The following is a 17786-nucleotide window of genomic DNA, read 5'->3' as shown; positions in this document are numbered from 1 at the left end:
GATTGACTTCCACGCCCCGCTCCTGCATCATCTCCTCTAAATTCCGGTAGCTCAGGGAGTAGCGGCAGTACCACTGCACGTTGAGCAGGATGATCTGGGGCAAAAAATGCCGCTACTTGAACAAAGAATGAGTAGACATCGGAGGGGAAGAAGGCAAGGCCGAGCTTACCTACCTTACCATTGACCCGTTTTTGCGACACAACCACGGTGATTACCACTGCCTCTAGCTCCGAAGCGTTGCAGGTACTCGCTCGCTCGCTCCCAAATGTGGTTGTCAGTGACATCGGGATGGCAAAAATTGATGGCTACGCACTGATCGGGCAGATTCGCTCACGCCCACCAGTTCAAGGCGGAACGATTCCAGCGATCGCGATGTCTACTTATGCTGCAGAAATCGATCAGAAAAAAGCGCTGCAATTTGGATATCAAAAGCACTTGACGAAACCACTAGAGCCAGAACAACTTGTCAAGGTTGTAATTGCTTAAATTGAAGGATGCAGAGACGATGCTGCAATGGGCACGAAGTATGACTTGGAAAGGCGTTCATCCCATCGTCAAGTTGAACTCAAAGTCCTACTTAAAGGGAATTTCCCTGAGCAAGATGGAGATGCAAGGAATCGAAAAGAGACTGGAACGCAATCTAGATTTACCAAAATGGGATATCCTAATTCAACCTGCTCGTGGGTAAATTTATTCCTGGAAATCTCCTTAAGTCAAGGGCTATCTCGGAGTTTCAAGATAGAACCTTTGCTTGCCCATTAGAACATCCCACCTAAGCGAATTGACTTCTCGAAGAGGAGCTTTCACAATGACGTAAAGCCAGTTTAGCTTTACTGTCCTCTCTTCGAGTTGGCGAGGTGCTCAAAATGATTGCGCTACCTGACATTGAAATCCAAACTCAGATCTATTCAAGCGCCAACTCACTAGTATATCGCGGGAGCAGGATGTCAGATGGCACACCCGTAATTCTTAAAGTTCTTAAAGAGGATTATCCTACCGCTTCCGAGCTGATTCGGTATCAGCAGGAGTATAAAATCACACGATCGCTCAATCTAGAAGGCGTGATTAAAGTCTATGACCAGCTAGCGTATGGGCGATCGCTGGTAATGCTTTTAGAAGATTTTGGTGGAGAGTCGCTGGAGAAACTGCGGCGACAATCACCAGAGCGGTATTGCTCAATGCCTCTAGTAGAATTGCTCCGCTTGGCAATTCAGTTAACAAAGATTTTGGGATCAATTCACGCTGCCAATATTGTTCATAAAGACATTAATCCCAACAACATTGTTCTCAATCCTGTCACAGGTGTTGTCAAAATCATTGACTTTAGCATTTCCACCCGCTTTAGTCACACTACGCCTGGCTTTAAAAATCCCAATGTGCTGGAGGGAACTTTAGCCTATACGTCCCCTGAGCAAACGGGGCGGATGAACCGGATGCTCGATTATCGTACCGATTTTTATTCGCTGGGAGCCACTCTCTACGAATTGCTAACTGGGCAACTGCCGTTCGTGACAGATGATGTACTGACGCTGGTTCATTGTCACATTGCCAAACAGCCTGTGCCACCGCATGAAGTGAACCCAGCGATTCCAGCGATCGTCTCTGACATCGTTCTCAAATTAATGGCAAAAAATGCTGAGGACCGCTACCAGAGTGCAACTGGGATTCAATCGGATTTAGAAGCCTGTTTGGTGCAGTGGGAAACAACTGGTTGTATCGCAACATTTCAACTGGGTACTCAAGATGTTTCTGAGCAATTCCAAATTCCGCAGAAGCTATATGGACGAGAGGCGGAGCTAGAGACTTTACTGGCAGCGTTTGAGAGAGTAGCAGGAGAAAATAATACGGAGATGGAGAGACGCGGAGACGGGGGGAATGAAAATATCTCCGCGACCCCGCGACCCCACAACCTCATGTCTGCTGAAATGGTGCTAGTTTCCGGTTACTCAGGCATTGGTAAATCTGCCTTGGTGCAAGAGATTTATAAGCCTGTAACCCAAGTGAAAGGTTTTTTTATTACAGGTAAGTTTGACCAGTTTGGGCGCAATACACCGTCTTCCGCGTTCGCCAGTGCCTTCCAATCCCTAATTCTGCAACTACTAGGTGAACCGGAATTAAAGCTACAGCAGTGGCGAGAAAAGATTTTAGCAGCTGTGGGTGCAAATGGACAGATCTTGATTGATGTGATTCCTGAAATAGAACTCATCATTGGGACTCAGCCCCCCGCACCAGAGGTGGGTTCAACAGAAGCACAAAATCGATTTAATCTCGTATTTCAAAAGTTTATTCGGGTATTCTGTGCGCCAGAACATCCTCTGGTGATCTTTCTGGATGATTTGCAGTGGCTTGATTCGGCAACACTGAGGTTAATTGAAGCGATCGCAACTGACCCTGAAGTGCAGTCTCTCCTACTGATTGGAGCCTATCGAGATAACGAGGTAGATGCATCTCATCCATTGATGGTATTGCTGCGCGAGTTGCGAAAAGCTATTGTGATTAATCAAATTAAGCTTGCGCCTCTACGATTGGAATATACTCGCCAATTGATTGCTGAAACATTGCACACCGATGTTGTTTCAGCTACACCATTAGCAGAACTGATCCAGCAGAAAACGTTAGGCAATCCATTCTTTGTTGAGCAATTTTTGAAGGCTCTGTACACAGAGGAGCTGATTCAGCTGGATGTTGAACGTCGCATTTGGCGATGGAATTTGGCTCAGATTGAAGCCCAAAGTTTTACTGATAATGTGGTTGAGTTGATGCTGGGTAAGCTCAGGCAATTACCAGAAACAGTTCAACAGATTTTACAATTAGCTGCCTGTATTGGCGGAAATTTTAGCTTAAACACTCTAACAATTATCTGTGAGAAATCTTCGTCTGAGCTATTTTCTAATCTGGTAACAGCAATTCAAGCTGGAGTAATTTTGCCTAACTCTGAATTAGACGAACAATTGTTAATTCAGGACTACAAATTCTTGCACGATCGCGTTCAACAAGCGGCGTATGCTTTGATTGACGAGAATCAGAAACAAACTATTCACCTACAGATTGGTCGCAAACTATGGCAAGAAACAACGAATGAGACGTTAGCTGATCAAGTCTTTGCGATTGCAGATCATCTCAGTCAAGGAATTGATCTGATGACGGAGCAAGCAGAACGAGATGCGATCGCTCAACTAAATTTATTGGCAGGTCAAAAAGCAAAAGCAGCAATCGCGTACAGCGTTGCACTTAAGTATTTCATTACAGGAATACAGTTACTTACAGTTGACAGCTGGAAACACGACTACAAGCTCACCTTAGCTCTGTATGAAGAAGCCGTAGAAGCTGCCTATTTATGCGGTGATTTTGTTGAAATGGAACAATGGATTACTGTTGTTTTACAACAGGCAAAAACTGTTCTAGATAAAGTAAAAGTATATGAGGTAAAGATCCAAACCTGTGTTGCCCAGACCAGATTAATGGATGCGATCGCCCTTGGGCTACAAGTATTAAAACAGTTGGGTATCAACATTCCACCAAACCCAACAGAGCTACAGACTCAACACAAGCTAGAGGAAACAGCAGCAGCAGTAAAACGGCAGAGCATGGAGGGCTTGATCCATCTGCCTGTAATGACTGACGCTTATAAGCTAGCCAGCATGAGAATCTTGTCGCGATCGCTTTCCTCTGCGTATCAAGCGGCTACAGAGCTACTTCCTTTTATTGTGTGTGAGAAGGTGAATTTATCCATTCACTTCGGCAAGGCTCCCTCTTCTGCACAAGCTTTTGCACTCTACGGGCTGCTTTTAAGCGGAACCGCAAATGATGTCGAATCAGCCTATGAATTAGGGCAATTAGCGTTAAGTATTGTTGAACGAGCTAATGCTAAAGAAGTGGAATATAAACCCTTGCACATGGTCGCAGTAAGCACAACGCATGGGAGAGATCATGTTAGAAATGCCCTTCCCCTTTTTCAACGTTCTTATCGAAGTGCCATGGAGAGCGGAGATTTTGAATATGCCAGTTATGCAGCTGAAGATGGGTGCCAGTATTCCTATTTTTGCGGCACCAAGCTGACCGAGTTAGTGCAAGAGATGACAAGCTACGCCCATGTGATTGCTCAACTGAAACAAGAGCTAACTTTAAACTATCAAGAAATTTATCGACAAACTGTTTTTAACCTATTAGGGCAGGCAGAAGATCCATGTCAGCTCGTAGGTCAAGCTTACAACGAATTGGAAAAAGTACCGTTTCACTTAGAGGCAAATGACATCACTGGACTTTTCTACTTTTACGTCAATAAAGTGATTCTTTGCTATTTGTTTGAGGAATTGGCTCAAGCTTTCAAAAATGCTGCTCTTGCGGAACAGTATGGGGTCGGCGGTGTAACTGGGGAGTTGTCAATGCCTGTGTTCCGTTTCTATGATTCTTTGATTCAGCTAGCGATTTATTCTGCTTCTAATTCAGAGGAGTTGCTGCTTAAAGTTGCTCAAAATCAGGAACAAATGCACCAGTGGGCAGCTCATGCACCTATGAATTTTCAGCATAAATATGATTTAGTGGAAGCTGAGAAAGCCAGAGTGTTAGGTAATACTCTTGAAGCTGAAGAGTATTATGAACGAGCAATTTTGGGTGCTTGTGAGAACGAATATATTCAGGAAGAAGCGCTAGCTTATGAGTTGGCAGCCAAGTTCTACCTGATACGGAGACGAGAGAGAATTGCCTCTACTTATATGAAAGAGGCACACTACTGCTATCAACGCTGGGGTGCAAAAGCCAAAGTTAAAGATTTAGAAAATCGCTATCCACAACTACTCAGCTCTAACCAAATTCGGCAATTAAATTCAACCTTAACCGATCGAACGACTAGTCGTTCGATCGCCACAATCGATTTGGCTACAGTGATGAAAGCGGCTCAAGCCCTGTCAGAAATTATTCGCCTCGACCAATTGATTGCAACTTTGATGCAGGTAGTCGCTGAAAATGCAGGAGCTGAAAAGGGATCTCTGATCTTGCTAGAAGATGATCAGCTAACTGTTGTTGCTCAATGCAGTAGTGGACAATGTGACCTGGCAAAAACTACTGTTGCGGATTGTGCAACGATTCCTGTCTCTATCATCCACTCGGTAGAACGCACTCAAGAAACCTTGGTGCTTGATGATGCGATTAGTGAGTCGTCTTTTTCAACTGATCCTTATATTCAAGACCAGCAGGTGCGATCGCTCCTCTGTATTCCGATTCTCAAGCAAAGTCAGTTAATCGGAATTCTCTATCTAGAAAACAATTTCACTGCTGGCGTATTCACTAGCGATCGCCTAGAAGTGCTTAAACTATTGACCGTGCAAGCAGCTATTTCTTTAGAAAATGCTCGCTTGTATGAGCGGTTAGAAAATCATTCTGAAACACTAGAAATCAGAGTAGAAGAGCGAACTCAAGCCCTGCAACAAGAGATTAGCGATCGCCAGAAAGTAGAAGCAGCATTGAAAAACTCTGAAACAGAATTGCGACTCATTTTTGGTGCGATGACGGATACCATCACAGTATTTGATACTGAAGGCCGTTATCTGAAATATATTCAAACTGAAACCGCTCTGATCTATAAACCTCGAATCAATCGAATTGGCAAAACAGTACATGAGGTGTTACCCAAAGAAGCGGCGGATCTGTTAGTGGATGCGATTCGTCGGGCACTGTATTTACGTCAACTATCAGATCACAGTGTAGACTGTTCCGACGGAACCTCCCCTAACCAACGGGGCGTAAATATAGAATACAGTTTGCCGATTCAAGGTAGACGAGTTTGGTTTTCTGCTACGCTCTCTGGATTATCTGAGAACACAGTGCTTTGTGTAGCGCGTGATATTAGCGATCGCAAACAAACAGAAGAGGCATTGCGACAAAGTGAAACGAATTATCGCAGCTTGGTGCAGACTGCCAATTCAATCATCATTCGCTTTGATACGCAAGGACGAATTCAATACTTGAATGATTACGGGCTAAGATTTTTTGGCTATGAGGAACAGCAAATTTTAGGGCGTACCTTACTCGAAACGATCGTTCCAGAAACCGAAACCTCTGGACGCAATCTCAAACAATTTGTTCACGAGCTATTTCATAATCCTGAATCTTACCTGCAAACCGAGAATGAAAACCTGTGCCGAGATGGTAAACGAGTTTGGGTTTCCTGGTCAAATCAAGCGATTCTGAATGAACACGGGCATTCGGCTGAGATCTTATCGGTTGGCCATGATATCACCCAGCGTAGACAAGCAGAGGAAGCACTACAGCGCAGTGAAGCAAAGTTTCGCAATATCTTTGAAAACTCACAGATCGGCATCTTCCGAACGCGTCTCTCTGATGGATTAATTTTCGATGCCAATCAACGCCTTGCGAACCTGTTTGGCTTTAATTCACCCAATGAGATTATTGGGATCAAACACACCGCAGACTTTTATGTAAATCCTAGCGATCGCCAACAGGCTGTTCAACAGTTAAAAACGCATGGTGAACTGCAAAACTTTGAAGTGCAGATGCGAAAACAAGATGGCACATTGTTTTGGGGGCTTTACTCCTCTCGTCTGAATGCAGTCGGTGGATATATGGAAGGGGTAATTGCAGATATTAGCGATCGCAAGCAAGCAGAAGAAGCTTTGCGTCAAAGTGAAGAACGATTTCGCGCCGTTTTTGAGAATGTTGCATTGGGAATTGCGATCGCTACAACTGAGGGTAAAAACTTGCAGTTGAACTTGGCTGCAACAAAGATCTTAGGCTATAGTGAAGCCGAACTGCGTCAATTGAGATTCACAGAATATACCTATGCTGAAGATCTAGAAGCAGATTTAGCACTTTATCGTGAGTTGCTAGCGGGACAGCGTGAATCGTACCAAATGGAGAAACGCTATATCCACAGAGAAGGGCATTTAGTCTGGGTGCGCTTATCTGTCGCAGCAGTGCGAGATGAGAATGGCAATGTGCTCCTTATCGTCACCACAACCGAAGATATTAATGAACGCAAACGAGTTGAAGAGGCGCTGCGTGAAAGTGAAGAGCGGTTCCGACAATTAGCTGAGAACGTTACAAGCGTCTTTTGGATAACTGACGTAGAAAAACATCAAATGATCTATGTATCTCCAGCGTATGAACAGATTTGGGGATACTCCTGTGAATCGCTGTATCGTTCCCCTGCCAATTGGTTAAAGTCAATTCATCCTGGCGATCGCGATCAAATTGAGGCAAGGTTATCTCATCAGACTCAAGGCGAATATGATGAAGAATATCGTATCGTTCGCCCTGACGGACAAATACGTTGGATTCACGATCGCGGTTTTCCTGTCTCTAATGAACACGGAATTATCTATCGCGTTGCTGGGATTGCGGAAGACATTACAGAACGCAAGCGAGCAGAGGCAGCTCTACGCCAGAGTGAAGCTACAAACCGCGCCTTGATCAGCGCAATTCCTGACTTACTAATGCGGGTTACGGGAGACGGAGTTTACTTAAACGTAGTGAGTCAAGGAAAGCAAAAATCCTTTGCTCCAAATCGGTTTCTTCCTGGCACACGGGTTGAAGAGTCATTGCCTCCTGCCTTGGCACAACAGCGGCTCACGTCTATTCAGCAAGCATTAGAAACGGGTCAGATACAAGCTTATGAACAGCAAATTGAAATAGATGGGCAACTGCTGGATGAAGAAGTGCGGATTGTGGTGATCGGAGACGGTGAAGTAATGGTGATGGTGCGTGACATCACTGACCGCAAGCGAACCGAAGAAGCATTACGTCAAAGTGAACTTAAGTTCCGCAGTACAGTGGAAAATGTCAACGATATCATTAAAATCCTGACTCCGGATGGTATCCTTTCCTATGTTTCTCCAAATTGGGACAAGTTCTTAGGGCATCAATCTAGTGAGATTATTGGAACTCACTTTGCTCCTTCAATTCATCCAGACGACCGTCAGCGCTGTGTGGAGCTATTTACTCAACTCGTTGAGACAAACCAACCTATTTCAGAGTTAGAATATCGCCTTCAGCATCAAAATGGAAGTTGGCGCTGGTATGTCTCCAATTTGGGAACTATACAGGATACAGAAGGCAATGTGCTGTATTGCGTCGGTGTCGCGCGAGATATCACCGATCGCAAAGCGGCTGAACTGGAACTACAACAGGCAAAAGAGACCGCCGAACGAGCAAATCGAGTCAAGAGTGAATTTTTGGCTAACATGAGTCACGAACTGCGAACTCCTCTCAATATCATTCTGGGATTCACCCAACTCTTGCAGCGCGGTTCCTACGGAGTTGCGCCTAGCGCTAATCACATTCCTACCACTCAACAGCAAGACTACCTCAGCACTATCACTCGCAGCGGTGAACATCTGCTGGAATTGATCAATGATGTGCTAGAAATGTCCAAAATTGAAGCAGGGCAAGCACGGTTAAATGAAACTAACTTTGACCTCTATGCTTTACTCGATACGTTGGAGGAAATGTGGCAACCTAAAGCTGCCGATAAAGGACTTCAGTTAATCTTCGATCGCCAATCTACTATTCCTCAATACATTAGAGGTGATGAGAGCAAGTTACGCCAAGTCCTGATGAACCTCTTATCAAACGCGATTAAGTTCACTCAAACTGGCAGTGTCACTGTACGGGTGAAACACGGAGCGATTCAGGCTTCTCCCAGCGTCGCACTCTCTCATCTCACTCTCCACTTTGAGATAGAAGATACTGGACAAGGAATTGCCCCAGAAGAGGTCGGCACCTTGTTTAATGCCTTCGCTCAAACGGAAACAGGACGCAGATCGCAGCAGGGCACTGGACTTGGTTTGGCGATTAGCCGAGAATTTGTGCGATTGATGGGTGGCGATATCACACTAGAAACTCAGGTAGGACGGGGAACCACATTTGAATTTGAGGTGCGAGTGGCGATCGCTTCAGCCTCTGAAAGTTTAATTCGCAAACTTCATCAGCGGGTAATTGGGTTAGAGCCAGGACAGCCCCACTATCGGCTGCTGATTGTTGAAGATAAATGGGAAAATCGGCAGCTATTGCGAAAAATGCTGGAGCCATTAGGATTTGAGGTGCAAGAAGCCGCCAATGGACAAGAAGGAATTGCCCAGTGGGAACGTTTTGAACCTCACCTAATCTGGATGGATCTGCGAATGCCGATCTTGAATGGATATGAAGCAACCCAACACATCAAATCACAGTTAAAAGGTCAGGCAACCGTGATTATTGCATTAACAGCCAGTGCCTTTGAGGAAGAACGAGTAGTGGCACTCTCGGCAGGATGTGATGATTTTGTGCGAAAACCATTTCGCGAAGCAGAACTCTTTGAGAAAATGGCTCATTACCTAGGAGTGCGCTACATCTATGAATTGCCTGCTCCTGCTCCTAAATCTGATGCGGCTGAGCCATTGAGTGCAGAAAGACTAATGGTGATGCCTGCGGTATGGAGAGATCAGCTTTATCAGGCAGCAACTCAAGTAGACGCGGAACTGATACTGCAATTAATTCGGCAGATTCGGCCAGAACATGATACTCTGGCTCTGGCTTTGACTGAGTTGATTGATCACTATCGATTCGATCGCATTGTGGCATTGACTCAATCCCAATCCTAAAAGCATTGCTTGAGGAGTGGCTGTATAGTGGATTCTGGCAACACCAAAGGCAATATCCTAATTGTGGATGACACACCGGACAATTTACGTCTACTGTCGTCAACTCTGAGCGATCGCGGTTATAAAGTGCGTAGCGTGATCAATGGCGCAATGGCGCTAATGGGCGCACAAGCTGCCCCACCTGACCTGATCATGCTAGACATCAAAATGCCCGATATGGATGGCTACGAGGTCTGTCAACGCCTCAAAGCGAATGAGCATACCCGCGAGATTCCCGTTATTTTTATCAGTGCGCTGGATGAAGTGCTAGATAAAGTGAAAGCTTTTACCAGTGGTGGTGTAGATTACATTCAAAAACCATTTCAGGTCGAAGAAGTTTTAGCCCGAATTGAAAATCAACTAACGATCCGCAGGTTACAAACACAGCTTCAAGCCCAGAATTACCAGTTACAGCAAACTCAGGCAGAGCTGATGCAGGCTCTAGAACAGGAGCGATCGCTGAAACAGCAGATCGAAGAAATGGCGGCGATCGAAGAACGCAACCGGATTGCCCGTGAGATTCATGACTCGTTAGGACATTCTCTGACTGCCCTGAACGTGCAGTTACAAGCAGCAGCATCTTTACTGCTCAGCGATCCCACTCAGGCTCAATCTTTTCTGACTCAAGCCCAACGGCTGGGCAAAACAGCCATGCAGGAGGTGCGGCAATCAGTCAGGACACTGCGATCGGGGGAACGAGAGGAACCGTGTTTAGAGGAGGCGATCGCTGCTCTAGCAGAAGAGTTTCGACAAGTCACGGGTATTACTCCAATCATTCACACTCATTCAACAGAAGCAATTTTACCAACTGTATCCAAAACGGTCTATCGCTTAGTGCAAGAGGGATTGACTAATATCTCCAAGTACGCCGAGGCAACCCAGGTGCAAATCCAATTAACAACAACAAGTAATCGGGTATATCTAGAGATTGAAGACAACGGCATAGGGTTTTGTTTAGATCAGGCGACGGGTGGATTTGGCTTACGAGGTATGCAAGAACGAATTGCGGCTCTAGACGGTACATTTAACCTCATTACAGAATCAGGAAGAGGCTGTCAGATCAAGGTTGAAATTCCTTTATCAGAGGTGCAATTATGATTCGTCTATTGCTTGTTGATGATCAAAACTTAATTTGCCAGGGGCTACAGGCTGTATTGAATCAAGAAACTGATTTACAGGTAGTTGGAACCGCAGAAAACGGTCAAGTTGCGATCGAGCAAGCCAAAACATTACAGCCTGATGTGGTTTTGATGGATATCCGGATGCCTGTAATGACCGGCATTGAAGCAACCCGACTGATTAACGAACAGCTTCCCAATGTCAAAGTGTTAGTACTAAGTACCTTTGATGACGATCGCGACATTGCCCAGTCGATGCGGGCAGGCGCAAAAGGCTATTTGCTCAAAGATATGCCCGCCCCAGAACTGGCAGAAGCCATTCGGTTAGTGCATCGTGGCTATAGCCAGATGGCTCCAGGATTGATGGAAAGACTAATGACCAACGTGTCAGATTCAAGTGGAAAAAACCAATCTGCACCAGAAGAACTGACTCAGATTCCACCCAGAGAACGAGATGTGTTGCGTCTAATTGGTCAGGGATGTAGCAACCGAGAAATTGCAACAGAGCTACACCTGGCAGAAGGAACCGTCAAAACCTATGTGACCCATTTGCTCAACCGTCTGACACTCAAAAACCGATCGCAACTCGCAATTTACGCAAACTCGATCGCTTCAGCACTCAATCCTTAACCTTCTCCACCAGCTTGAAACACTTGTGCTACTGTCAATTCTAAATCAGGCAATGTGGGAGAGAGTAGGTGACTGTCTCCACTAAAAACAGCTTCCTCATATAGACCTGCCACAAGCGTTAAAATTGTAACCTTAACTTGCTGTGGATCAACAATCCAATACTCTGCGATGCCTCGTGCAGCATATTCAGAACGCTTGTAGCGATAATCTCGCTCCTCATTGACAGTTCCAGGAGACACGATTTCAACTACGAGGACAGGAGGAGGCATACTCGGCAGGACTACGCTGCGTTGAGTTCCAGCTAGAGCTGTTGCTAATTCTTCTGTTAACACCATTAGGTCAGGAATTCGAGTTGTGGTTCGATAACCGCTGACTACTATTTCGGTGCCTCGACGGAGTAATCGAACAGGGAGAAATCGAAGTAACTCAGCTAAGAGATAGATCGCGATTAAATTGTTCAAGTCGCTTTCAGAAGGCACTTCAATTAATTCCCCATTGACTAATTCATAGCGCGTATCTGTCCCATCGTCGTAGTTCAAGTACTCTTCCAGAGTTATATAGCGATTCGTAGTCGTGGTCATATCAACTCTCCGTTACTCTTCAATCCTGCTTTTCAAATGTTATTGGAAACGTGTTGTTGACTTTCTATCAAGCCGAACGATTGGATTGTCTCCTACTGCTACACCGGGTGTTGCTGCTTCATAAGTAACCAACTAGCCAATTATTCGACTATGGGGTTGACCAGGACTCCTGAACCGCAAGGCAGCAGGCATATAGACAATTCCCTTAATTAGTTCAGCTTTTTTGAGATTGGGCGTGGCATTGTAGCGACGCTCAAATTCACAGCGGCTTAAGCGATCGCCATTCTTTAAAGGGGGAATTGTCAGACACTGAGAGGAAGTTTTAACCATACCAATCAAGGCTAGCTAGATACATTATGTCGCATTAGTGTGAGGGGATGCGATCTCAGCACAAAACTTGGAAGCAATAAGGTTTATTAGTAGGACAATCCTACAGAGGTACGTTTAGCTATAACGATTTCCATTAAAAAACAAGATGGGCAGAGGGCGATCGCCCCCTACCCATCATCTAAGTAACGATTTGGCTAACACTAAGACTCAATCTGCTTCAAATTAGGCTCAAAGAAAGCAACTCCAGCAGTGTAAACTTCTGCCCAACCTTTGGTCGGAAGCAAGTAAAGATCAGGTGGGGTAAACATCCCTTCTCCATTAGGTCCAGTTGGTGTGAATTGCTTGCCCTTCTGGAACAATTCGGTGAATACAGCATCATGTTCAGCCTCAGAGTCATAAACCCTTTTGAGGGCTGGCAATACTTCATCATTGACGTAAATATCAAACTTTGCTTCAGTATCAGGAGGCAGATTGGCAAGCTGCTTAAACTTCTCGGCTACTTGCTCAAACGCTTTGACTTGAACTTCTGAAACAATAGTGTTGTATGCTTTTGCTTGCTCTAATTCCTCACCGGACAATCCATCTATTTGCTTGCGAGGATAGGTATCTCGAATCGAGCCGTATGCAATGTCAGCAAAGTCATAGTACATAAATGCTAAGCCTGTTCCAGACTGATCAGCATCTGGAAAACGTTGGGTAACGGGCTGCAAGTTGAGTTTCTCATCAATCATCCCAATTTCAACATACTGCAAGTTTTGGTTATCATTGGTTTGCAGCACTTCACGGCTATTAATGCGGTGACTGACCACCTCGTAAAGATCAGGGTATTTGTCTTCACCATTTTGTTCGGCTAACTTTTGACGCAATTGTTCAATGGTTGCCTTGGTCAGCATTGTTGTAGTGCCTAAGTTAATGCCAGCACTCACTAATTCAGCACAATAAGCAGTATTGCGGCTCTCAGATAGCCAGGTGATCGCACCCTGATCGCCATAAACTGCCAAAATTAACTTTTCTCCTGCCTCACGCACTTTTTCCTGATTGTGAGTTCCTAACGGATCTTTACCGTTAAAGTTCTCTTGAGCAAAAGGAATGAACGTATTGGCAAGCGCTATCATCGTCACAACATTTTTCTTGTAGGCAGCTACTTCTTCTGGCGTTGTACCTTCTGGAAAATTGAACTTTTGGATAAAGAAGCAACCGTAGCCCAGTCCTTCAAATGCTCCACCAAGGTAAGTTTGCGGGTTGTTAATCGTCAACACTCCATGCTGTTTGACCATTGTGGATTGTCCGTCGAGCAATTGTTCAACCTCACGCTCAACCCCAACCGCTAAGCAAGCATGTCCAATGTTTCGCTTATGGGGAACTTCATCGACATGGATTTCGGGATAATAGCCTCCAACGGCGATCGCAATATCACCCGGTGCAATCAAGCGAGCTAAGTCTTGCTGTTCAAACGGATCGCCACTGGACTGGACTAGAAATAGCTTCAGTGATGCGTTTGGGTCAGCCAGAACAGGATATCCAATGATGCGAACGTTGTCATTGACAGGTGTGGCGATCGCCAAAGCATCTTTAATCGTAGCAAAGCCGCTTTCTGGATTCCACTCATACTGAGGCAGAATCTCCTCTCTAGGCAAGTTAGGCTGATCCGCATCTGTTCTAGAAGCCGAGAATGAAGTTGATTCGATGGCTAGTACAGTTTGTGACAAGGGCATGGTAATGACTCCTTTGAGAACGAGGTTTGTTTTCCTGACCAATTGCCCTTATCGTAGGGATTTGATTTACAACAATCATCTGAAGAACGTCTTGCCTGACTCACTATAGAATGTGAACAACTCTAATTAACTTTCGTTGATTGACATTCCTCACACATATACGAAAGTAAGGTGCGATTACTATCTTTCGTGAATCTATAAGTGAAGACGTTTCTCAGATGTTTCTCCAAAATGAAATCCTTACTATACAAGCATCAATCGCAATGCTGGCTTCAAGTCCCTCTCTAAGGAGATAATCTTGGAGCATTGCATCACTAGCTCTCGAAATCAACCCATCAATTATCGATTCAATACTGCTATGTGCAACCCAATTTCAAGGCTTTCAATAGCATTTGCCGCTGTTGTCCTAAATAGCGCTGCACTCACAATTAGTCCAGTCCAAGCATCTATCGTTACCTATGATTTCACAGTCAATGTGACTCAGGGTCCATTGGCAGGGCAATCTTACGGCGGTACATTTAGCTATGACGATGCTACCCTGGAGGGAGCTGGAGTTGAGACTTTAGGCATTGAGCAAGATCTGTCCGTTTGCATGAATTATTTTGGACGCAATTACACAGAAGTGGATGACACCAGTTATCCTGATTTTCCAACACTCATATTTGAGGATGGAGCTATTACACAGCTAGACTTTTGGGTACAGCCTAACCAACGGATTAACTGGTGGGACTTGCCTGGATGGGAGGTCAACCTATCAGAGCGACCAGCAGATGCTGATGTTCCAGCTTGTCAGGAACAATAAGCAGAAATTTAATTGGTACTAACGAGAGGGTACAGGTATGATCTGTACCCTCTTTTGTTGTTGGCTATAGCAGAAGTTGTTTCAATCACTATCACTGCTTTAGGTGATTTTCAATCACTGTAATCAATCAATTAGCAAAAGTATTAAGTATAAACACTCAATGTATTGACAGAAGTCGAACATTGTTAATCTACTTTGCTAGGGTGCGGTGAAAGACGTTTTTCAGATGTTTCTTTTGGGTGAGATCTCTACGATAAGGACAGTTGATCAAAGAACTCAACTCCCAGCAAAATCAACGAGAACCCATTAGGAGAACAATCATGAAACTTTGCTATCGCGGTACAGATTATACTACTGAATTGACTGCTACATCCAATGCTCCTCAACGTTTGATCCTAACTCAATATCGTGGAGTCAAACAGCAAGTTACAGTCACTACAAGATTCGCTGGTGTTCAAGTTTCACATCCACTAACCTACCGTGGCACGGTTTATGGCGGACTTTGATAAGCAAGTTCATTCAAAGCTGTGCTCGCATTTACCTTTTCAACCATGTTCAATTTAATGGGTCATCGTAACCATGAAACCTCTAAGCCTTGGTGTTTCGCTACTCTCTACCTTAATTCTTGGCTCTTTTGCTATTCCTGCTCTGGCTCAAATTTCTGATTTAGAACTCACACCTGAACTCATTTCTGCTGAGCAAGCTGAACTCAATGCAACCTTAGCAATCCAAGCAGCAGCAGCTAACCAGTCTGATTCAGCAGAACAGTTGTTTGCGCGATCGCTAGAGATTACCCGAAACCTTCCTGCTGACGAATTTGGACAGGAGCCAGTTGCCCAAAAAGTGAGACTCATGTCCACGATTGCAATGCACATGGCAAGCGTGGGACAAACCAATCAGGCAGAGCAGGTTTTTGCTCAGGCAGAACAGTTAGGACGCGAAGAACTTGACACTTGGAAGCAAGACACAGAGCTAAGCCAAGTTGCCGTTCGCCTAGCCGAGGCTGGATTTCTTGATCGGGCACTGCAACTTACTAACACACTCTATGGGGAGAATGAATACGAACGCAATTATGGTCGAGCAACTGCCTTAAACAATATTGTGTCTGCACTAATTGCAACGGGTCAGCTAGAAGCAGCCCAACAAGTTTTGCCAGAAGTTCTCACCCTGGCTCAAACTATCGCAGAAGATGCGGGATACATTAGCAATGGAAGCTGTAGTGTCTTTCGCTATGAGGTGCTGACGGCGATCGCCAAAAACCTCACTCAACTAGAGCAATTACAGCAGGCACTAGATGTTGTTCAATCGGTATCCAGCTGCTCAGCTGCTGGTTCTGAGGGTGGCACTGACTATCAGCAGATTGGAATGGAAGGCATTATTAGTGTCCTGACAACTCCGCAAGCATTGATGCAGGTTGAAGCAGTTGTGCCAACGTTAGAGGGCGAATACGCTAAAAACCGATCGCGATTTGAAATTGCCGTTAAGCTAAGCGAGGCAGGCGAATCCGCTTCAGCTCGACAGGTTGCTCAACAGATTAACGATGCCGCAATTCGAGACTTTGCTCAGCTTAGCGTTACTGCTTTCTCACTGTCACAATGGAGCGAAACTGAGGCTCAACAACTCATCACTCAAGCTCAAGCGCTTGCTCAAACCTATCCTAACTACTGGGATGGGGGTAGAGCATGGGGAGACATTGGAGTTAACCTCGTTGATGCAAGACACATTGACCTGGCACTACAGGTTGCTGCTAACCAGCAGTATGTTGTCAACCGCATCGCCGCGCAACTAGCAGAAGTGGGGCAACCGCAGCAAGCCTTAACGTTAATTGAGCCAATCCAGGATGAACGGACCTGGCAGTCTGTAATTCCTCACATTGAGGATGTGGAAACACTTAATCGCGCCTTTGAAGTCGTGCAGGAAATGCCGCTTGATGAGAATTGGGGCGCTGCCAGAATTAGGAGTGAAATGCTGCTGGCGATCGCTCAACAGATGGCAAAAGTCGGACAAGTTGAAACCGCTCAACAAGTTACAGAAGTCATCCCAGGGCAGGAACAGAAAGTACAAGCTCTATCCAGCATCGCTACCCAAGTGACAAACATGGCTTCTCAATAGTATCTCGACCTCAAGGTAGCTCATCAATGGCAAAAATCGTTGGCTTGACTGCCACACTTCCTGACTTTACGGCAGTCAAGCCTCCACTCCTTAACAACCGTTGGCGATCGTCCCCGACAAGAGCGAACGACTACCCTTCATCTCAAGCTCCTGTTATTCTTGCCAACTCAAGCACTACAAAAGGAATCTCAAACCATGATTGCCACTCTACTCAAGCCCTCACAACATACCACTGGTGACACTGATGTAACGGGTGATGTTCAGATATCAAACACTGCACCCGCTACCCAATCTTGTAAAAGCCGTCTGGTAGCTCGCTGGTTAGTTGACGAAAATCTTAAACTCTACTGTCAGTAGGTCACTGAAGATTAGGCACACTCCTCTCGTTAACGCAATCGACTCTTTAATCATCAATTAAGTCGTAGTCAAAGCAAAGCTAGTAGTAAAAGAAGCAAAGATGCATACACCACATTTCTCAAAGTTAAAAAACTCCACGAGTTGGCATCTACCCCGTATCAAGTTTTCGAGTCGCGCTTTGAAACTTTCCAGCAGTTCTTGTGCGTTAACTGGAGGAATTTTGCTGGCATCGAATACCTCAGCAAGTGAATACGGTTTCATATTCCTAGCATTCAGTTCCGGTCAACTCCTACTCGCCAGCCTGCAAGACCAAGACAACAGTATGCTCTTCTACGCAGCTTCCTTGTTCATCTTTGTTGATTGCTTAGGGGTTTACAGATGGGTTCTAACTTAGTTAACGTCAATTCGGCTTAAGCAAACGCAGGCAGAGCAGTGTCAATGAGCAGGGAGGGCTTCTTGGGTTGGTGGCAGTAGGCGATCAAGCCACAGACTAAGTTTACCAGGCA

10 protein-coding genes and 3 pseudogenes are annotated in these 17786 nt (G+C 45.2%); 8 read left to right on the top strand and 5 right to left on the bottom strand.

From position 1 onward, the window contains the following. Positions 1-103 (bottom strand): annotated as a pseudogene (locus H6F88_RS33725) (IS6 family transposase); the annotation flags it as partial. Between the two features lie 104 nt (positions 104-207). Between H6F88_RS33725 and H6F88_RS31495 the strand changes: the two are divergent. The 5 genes from H6F88_RS31495 to H6F88_RS31475 all read left to right on the top strand — a co-directional run bounded on the left by H6F88_RS31495 (position 208) and on the right by H6F88_RS31475 (position 11383). Then, positions 208-486 (top strand): response regulator, encoded by a 279-nt coding sequence (locus tag H6F88_RS31495; RefSeq protein ID WP_190646775.1) that lies wholly within the window; start codon positions 208-210, stop codon positions 484-486. Next, a complete protein-coding gene (locus tag H6F88_RS34765; RefSeq protein WP_347277770.1) occupies positions 479-688 on the top strand; it encodes a hypothetical protein in 210 nt (69 codons plus the stop codon). Before H6F88_RS31495 ends, H6F88_RS34765 begins: the two co-directional genes overlap by 8 nt. Positions 689-866: 178 nt before the next feature. Then, positions 867-9596: a PAS domain S-box protein gene (locus tag H6F88_RS31485; RefSeq protein WP_190646773.1), complete on the top strand. Its 8730-nt coding sequence runs from the start codon at positions 867-869 to the stop codon at positions 9594-9596. 24 nt (positions 9597-9620) lie between these two features. Continuing rightward, positions 9621-10733, top strand: a complete 1113-nt coding sequence (locus tag H6F88_RS31480; protein ID WP_190646776.1) for a response regulator — start codon at positions 9621-9623, stop codon at positions 10731-10733. Further along, the gene (locus tag H6F88_RS31475; protein ID WP_190646772.1) at positions 10730-11383 is read left to right on the top strand and encodes a response regulator transcription factor; all 654 of its coding nucleotides are present in this window, start codon (positions 10730-10732) and stop codon (positions 11381-11383) included. Before H6F88_RS31480 ends, H6F88_RS31475 begins: the two co-directional genes overlap by 4 nt. Here the strand turns inward: H6F88_RS31475 and H6F88_RS31470 are convergent. The 3 genes and pseudogenes from H6F88_RS31470 to H6F88_RS31460 form a co-directional block, all read right to left on the bottom strand. Further along, a complete protein-coding gene (locus H6F88_RS31470; RefSeq protein ID WP_190646771.1) occupies positions 11380-11964 on the bottom strand; it encodes a Uma2 family endonuclease in 585 nt (194 codons plus the stop codon). The genes H6F88_RS31475 and H6F88_RS31470 overlap by 4 nt on opposite strands. A gap of 66 nt (positions 11965-12030) precedes the next feature. Further along, positions 12031-12294, bottom strand: a pseudogene (locus tag H6F88_RS31465) (Uma2 family endonuclease); the annotation flags it as partial. Positions 12295-12494: 200 nt separating this feature from the next. Then, entirely contained in the window at positions 12495-14009 is a 1515-nt protein-coding gene (locus tag H6F88_RS31460) for a hypothetical protein (RefSeq protein WP_190646770.1), read from the bottom strand. Between the two features lie 475 nt (positions 14010-14484). On the opposite strand from H6F88_RS31460, the gene H6F88_RS31455 reads away from it, so the two are divergent. From H6F88_RS31455 to H6F88_RS32955, 3 genes are all read left to right on the top strand, one after another. Next, positions 14485-14811, top strand: a complete 327-nt coding sequence (locus H6F88_RS31455; protein ID WP_206756479.1) for a hypothetical protein — start codon at positions 14485-14487, stop codon at positions 14809-14811. A 579-nt stretch (positions 14812-15390) separates the two neighbouring features. After that, positions 15391-16923, top strand: coding sequence for a hypothetical protein (locus H6F88_RS31445; RefSeq protein WP_190646767.1), 1533 nt, complete (start codon positions 15391-15393; stop codon positions 16921-16923). 195 nt (positions 16924-17118) lie between these two features. After that, the gene (locus tag H6F88_RS32955; RefSeq protein WP_206756478.1) at positions 17119-17280 is read left to right on the top strand and encodes a hypothetical protein; all 162 of its coding nucleotides are present in this window, start codon (positions 17119-17121) and stop codon (positions 17278-17280) included. 410 nt (positions 17281-17690) lie between these two features. Here the strand turns inward: H6F88_RS32955 and H6F88_RS33720 are convergent. Beyond that, positions 17691-17786: pseudogene (locus H6F88_RS33720) on the bottom strand (IS982 family transposase); the annotation flags it as partial.

This window comes from Oculatella sp. FACHB-28 (assembly GCF_014696015.1).
GTDB lineage: Bacteria > Cyanobacteriota > Cyanobacteriia > Elainellales > Elainellaceae > JAAUTN01.
Note: the sequence above shows the minus strand (reverse complement) of the source record. Positions and strands in the feature narration are given on the sequence as shown.

Excerpts from the sequence above, each read along its gene's own strand:
- H6F88_RS31445 (WP_190646767.1), top strand. The coding sequence starts at position 15,391 with ATGAAACCTCTAAGCCTTGGTGTTTCGCTACTCTCTACCTTAATTCTT.
- H6F88_RS31460 (WP_190646770.1), bottom strand. The coding sequence starts at position 14,009 with ATGCCCTTGTCACAAACTGTACTAGCCATCGAATCAACTTCATTCTCG.
- H6F88_RS31470 (WP_190646771.1), bottom strand. The coding sequence starts at position 11,964 with ATGACCACGACTACGAATCGCTATATAACTCTGGAAGAGTACTTGAAC.
- H6F88_RS32955 (WP_206756478.1), top strand. The coding sequence starts at position 17,119 with ATGATTGCCACTCTACTCAAGCCCTCACAACATACCACTGGTGACACT.
- H6F88_RS31485 (WP_190646773.1), top strand. The coding sequence starts at position 867 with ATGATTGCGCTACCTGACATTGAAATCCAAACTCAGATCTATTCAAGC.
- H6F88_RS31475 (WP_190646772.1), top strand. The coding sequence starts at position 10,730 with ATGATTCGTCTATTGCTTGTTGATGATCAAAACTTAATTTGCCAGGGG.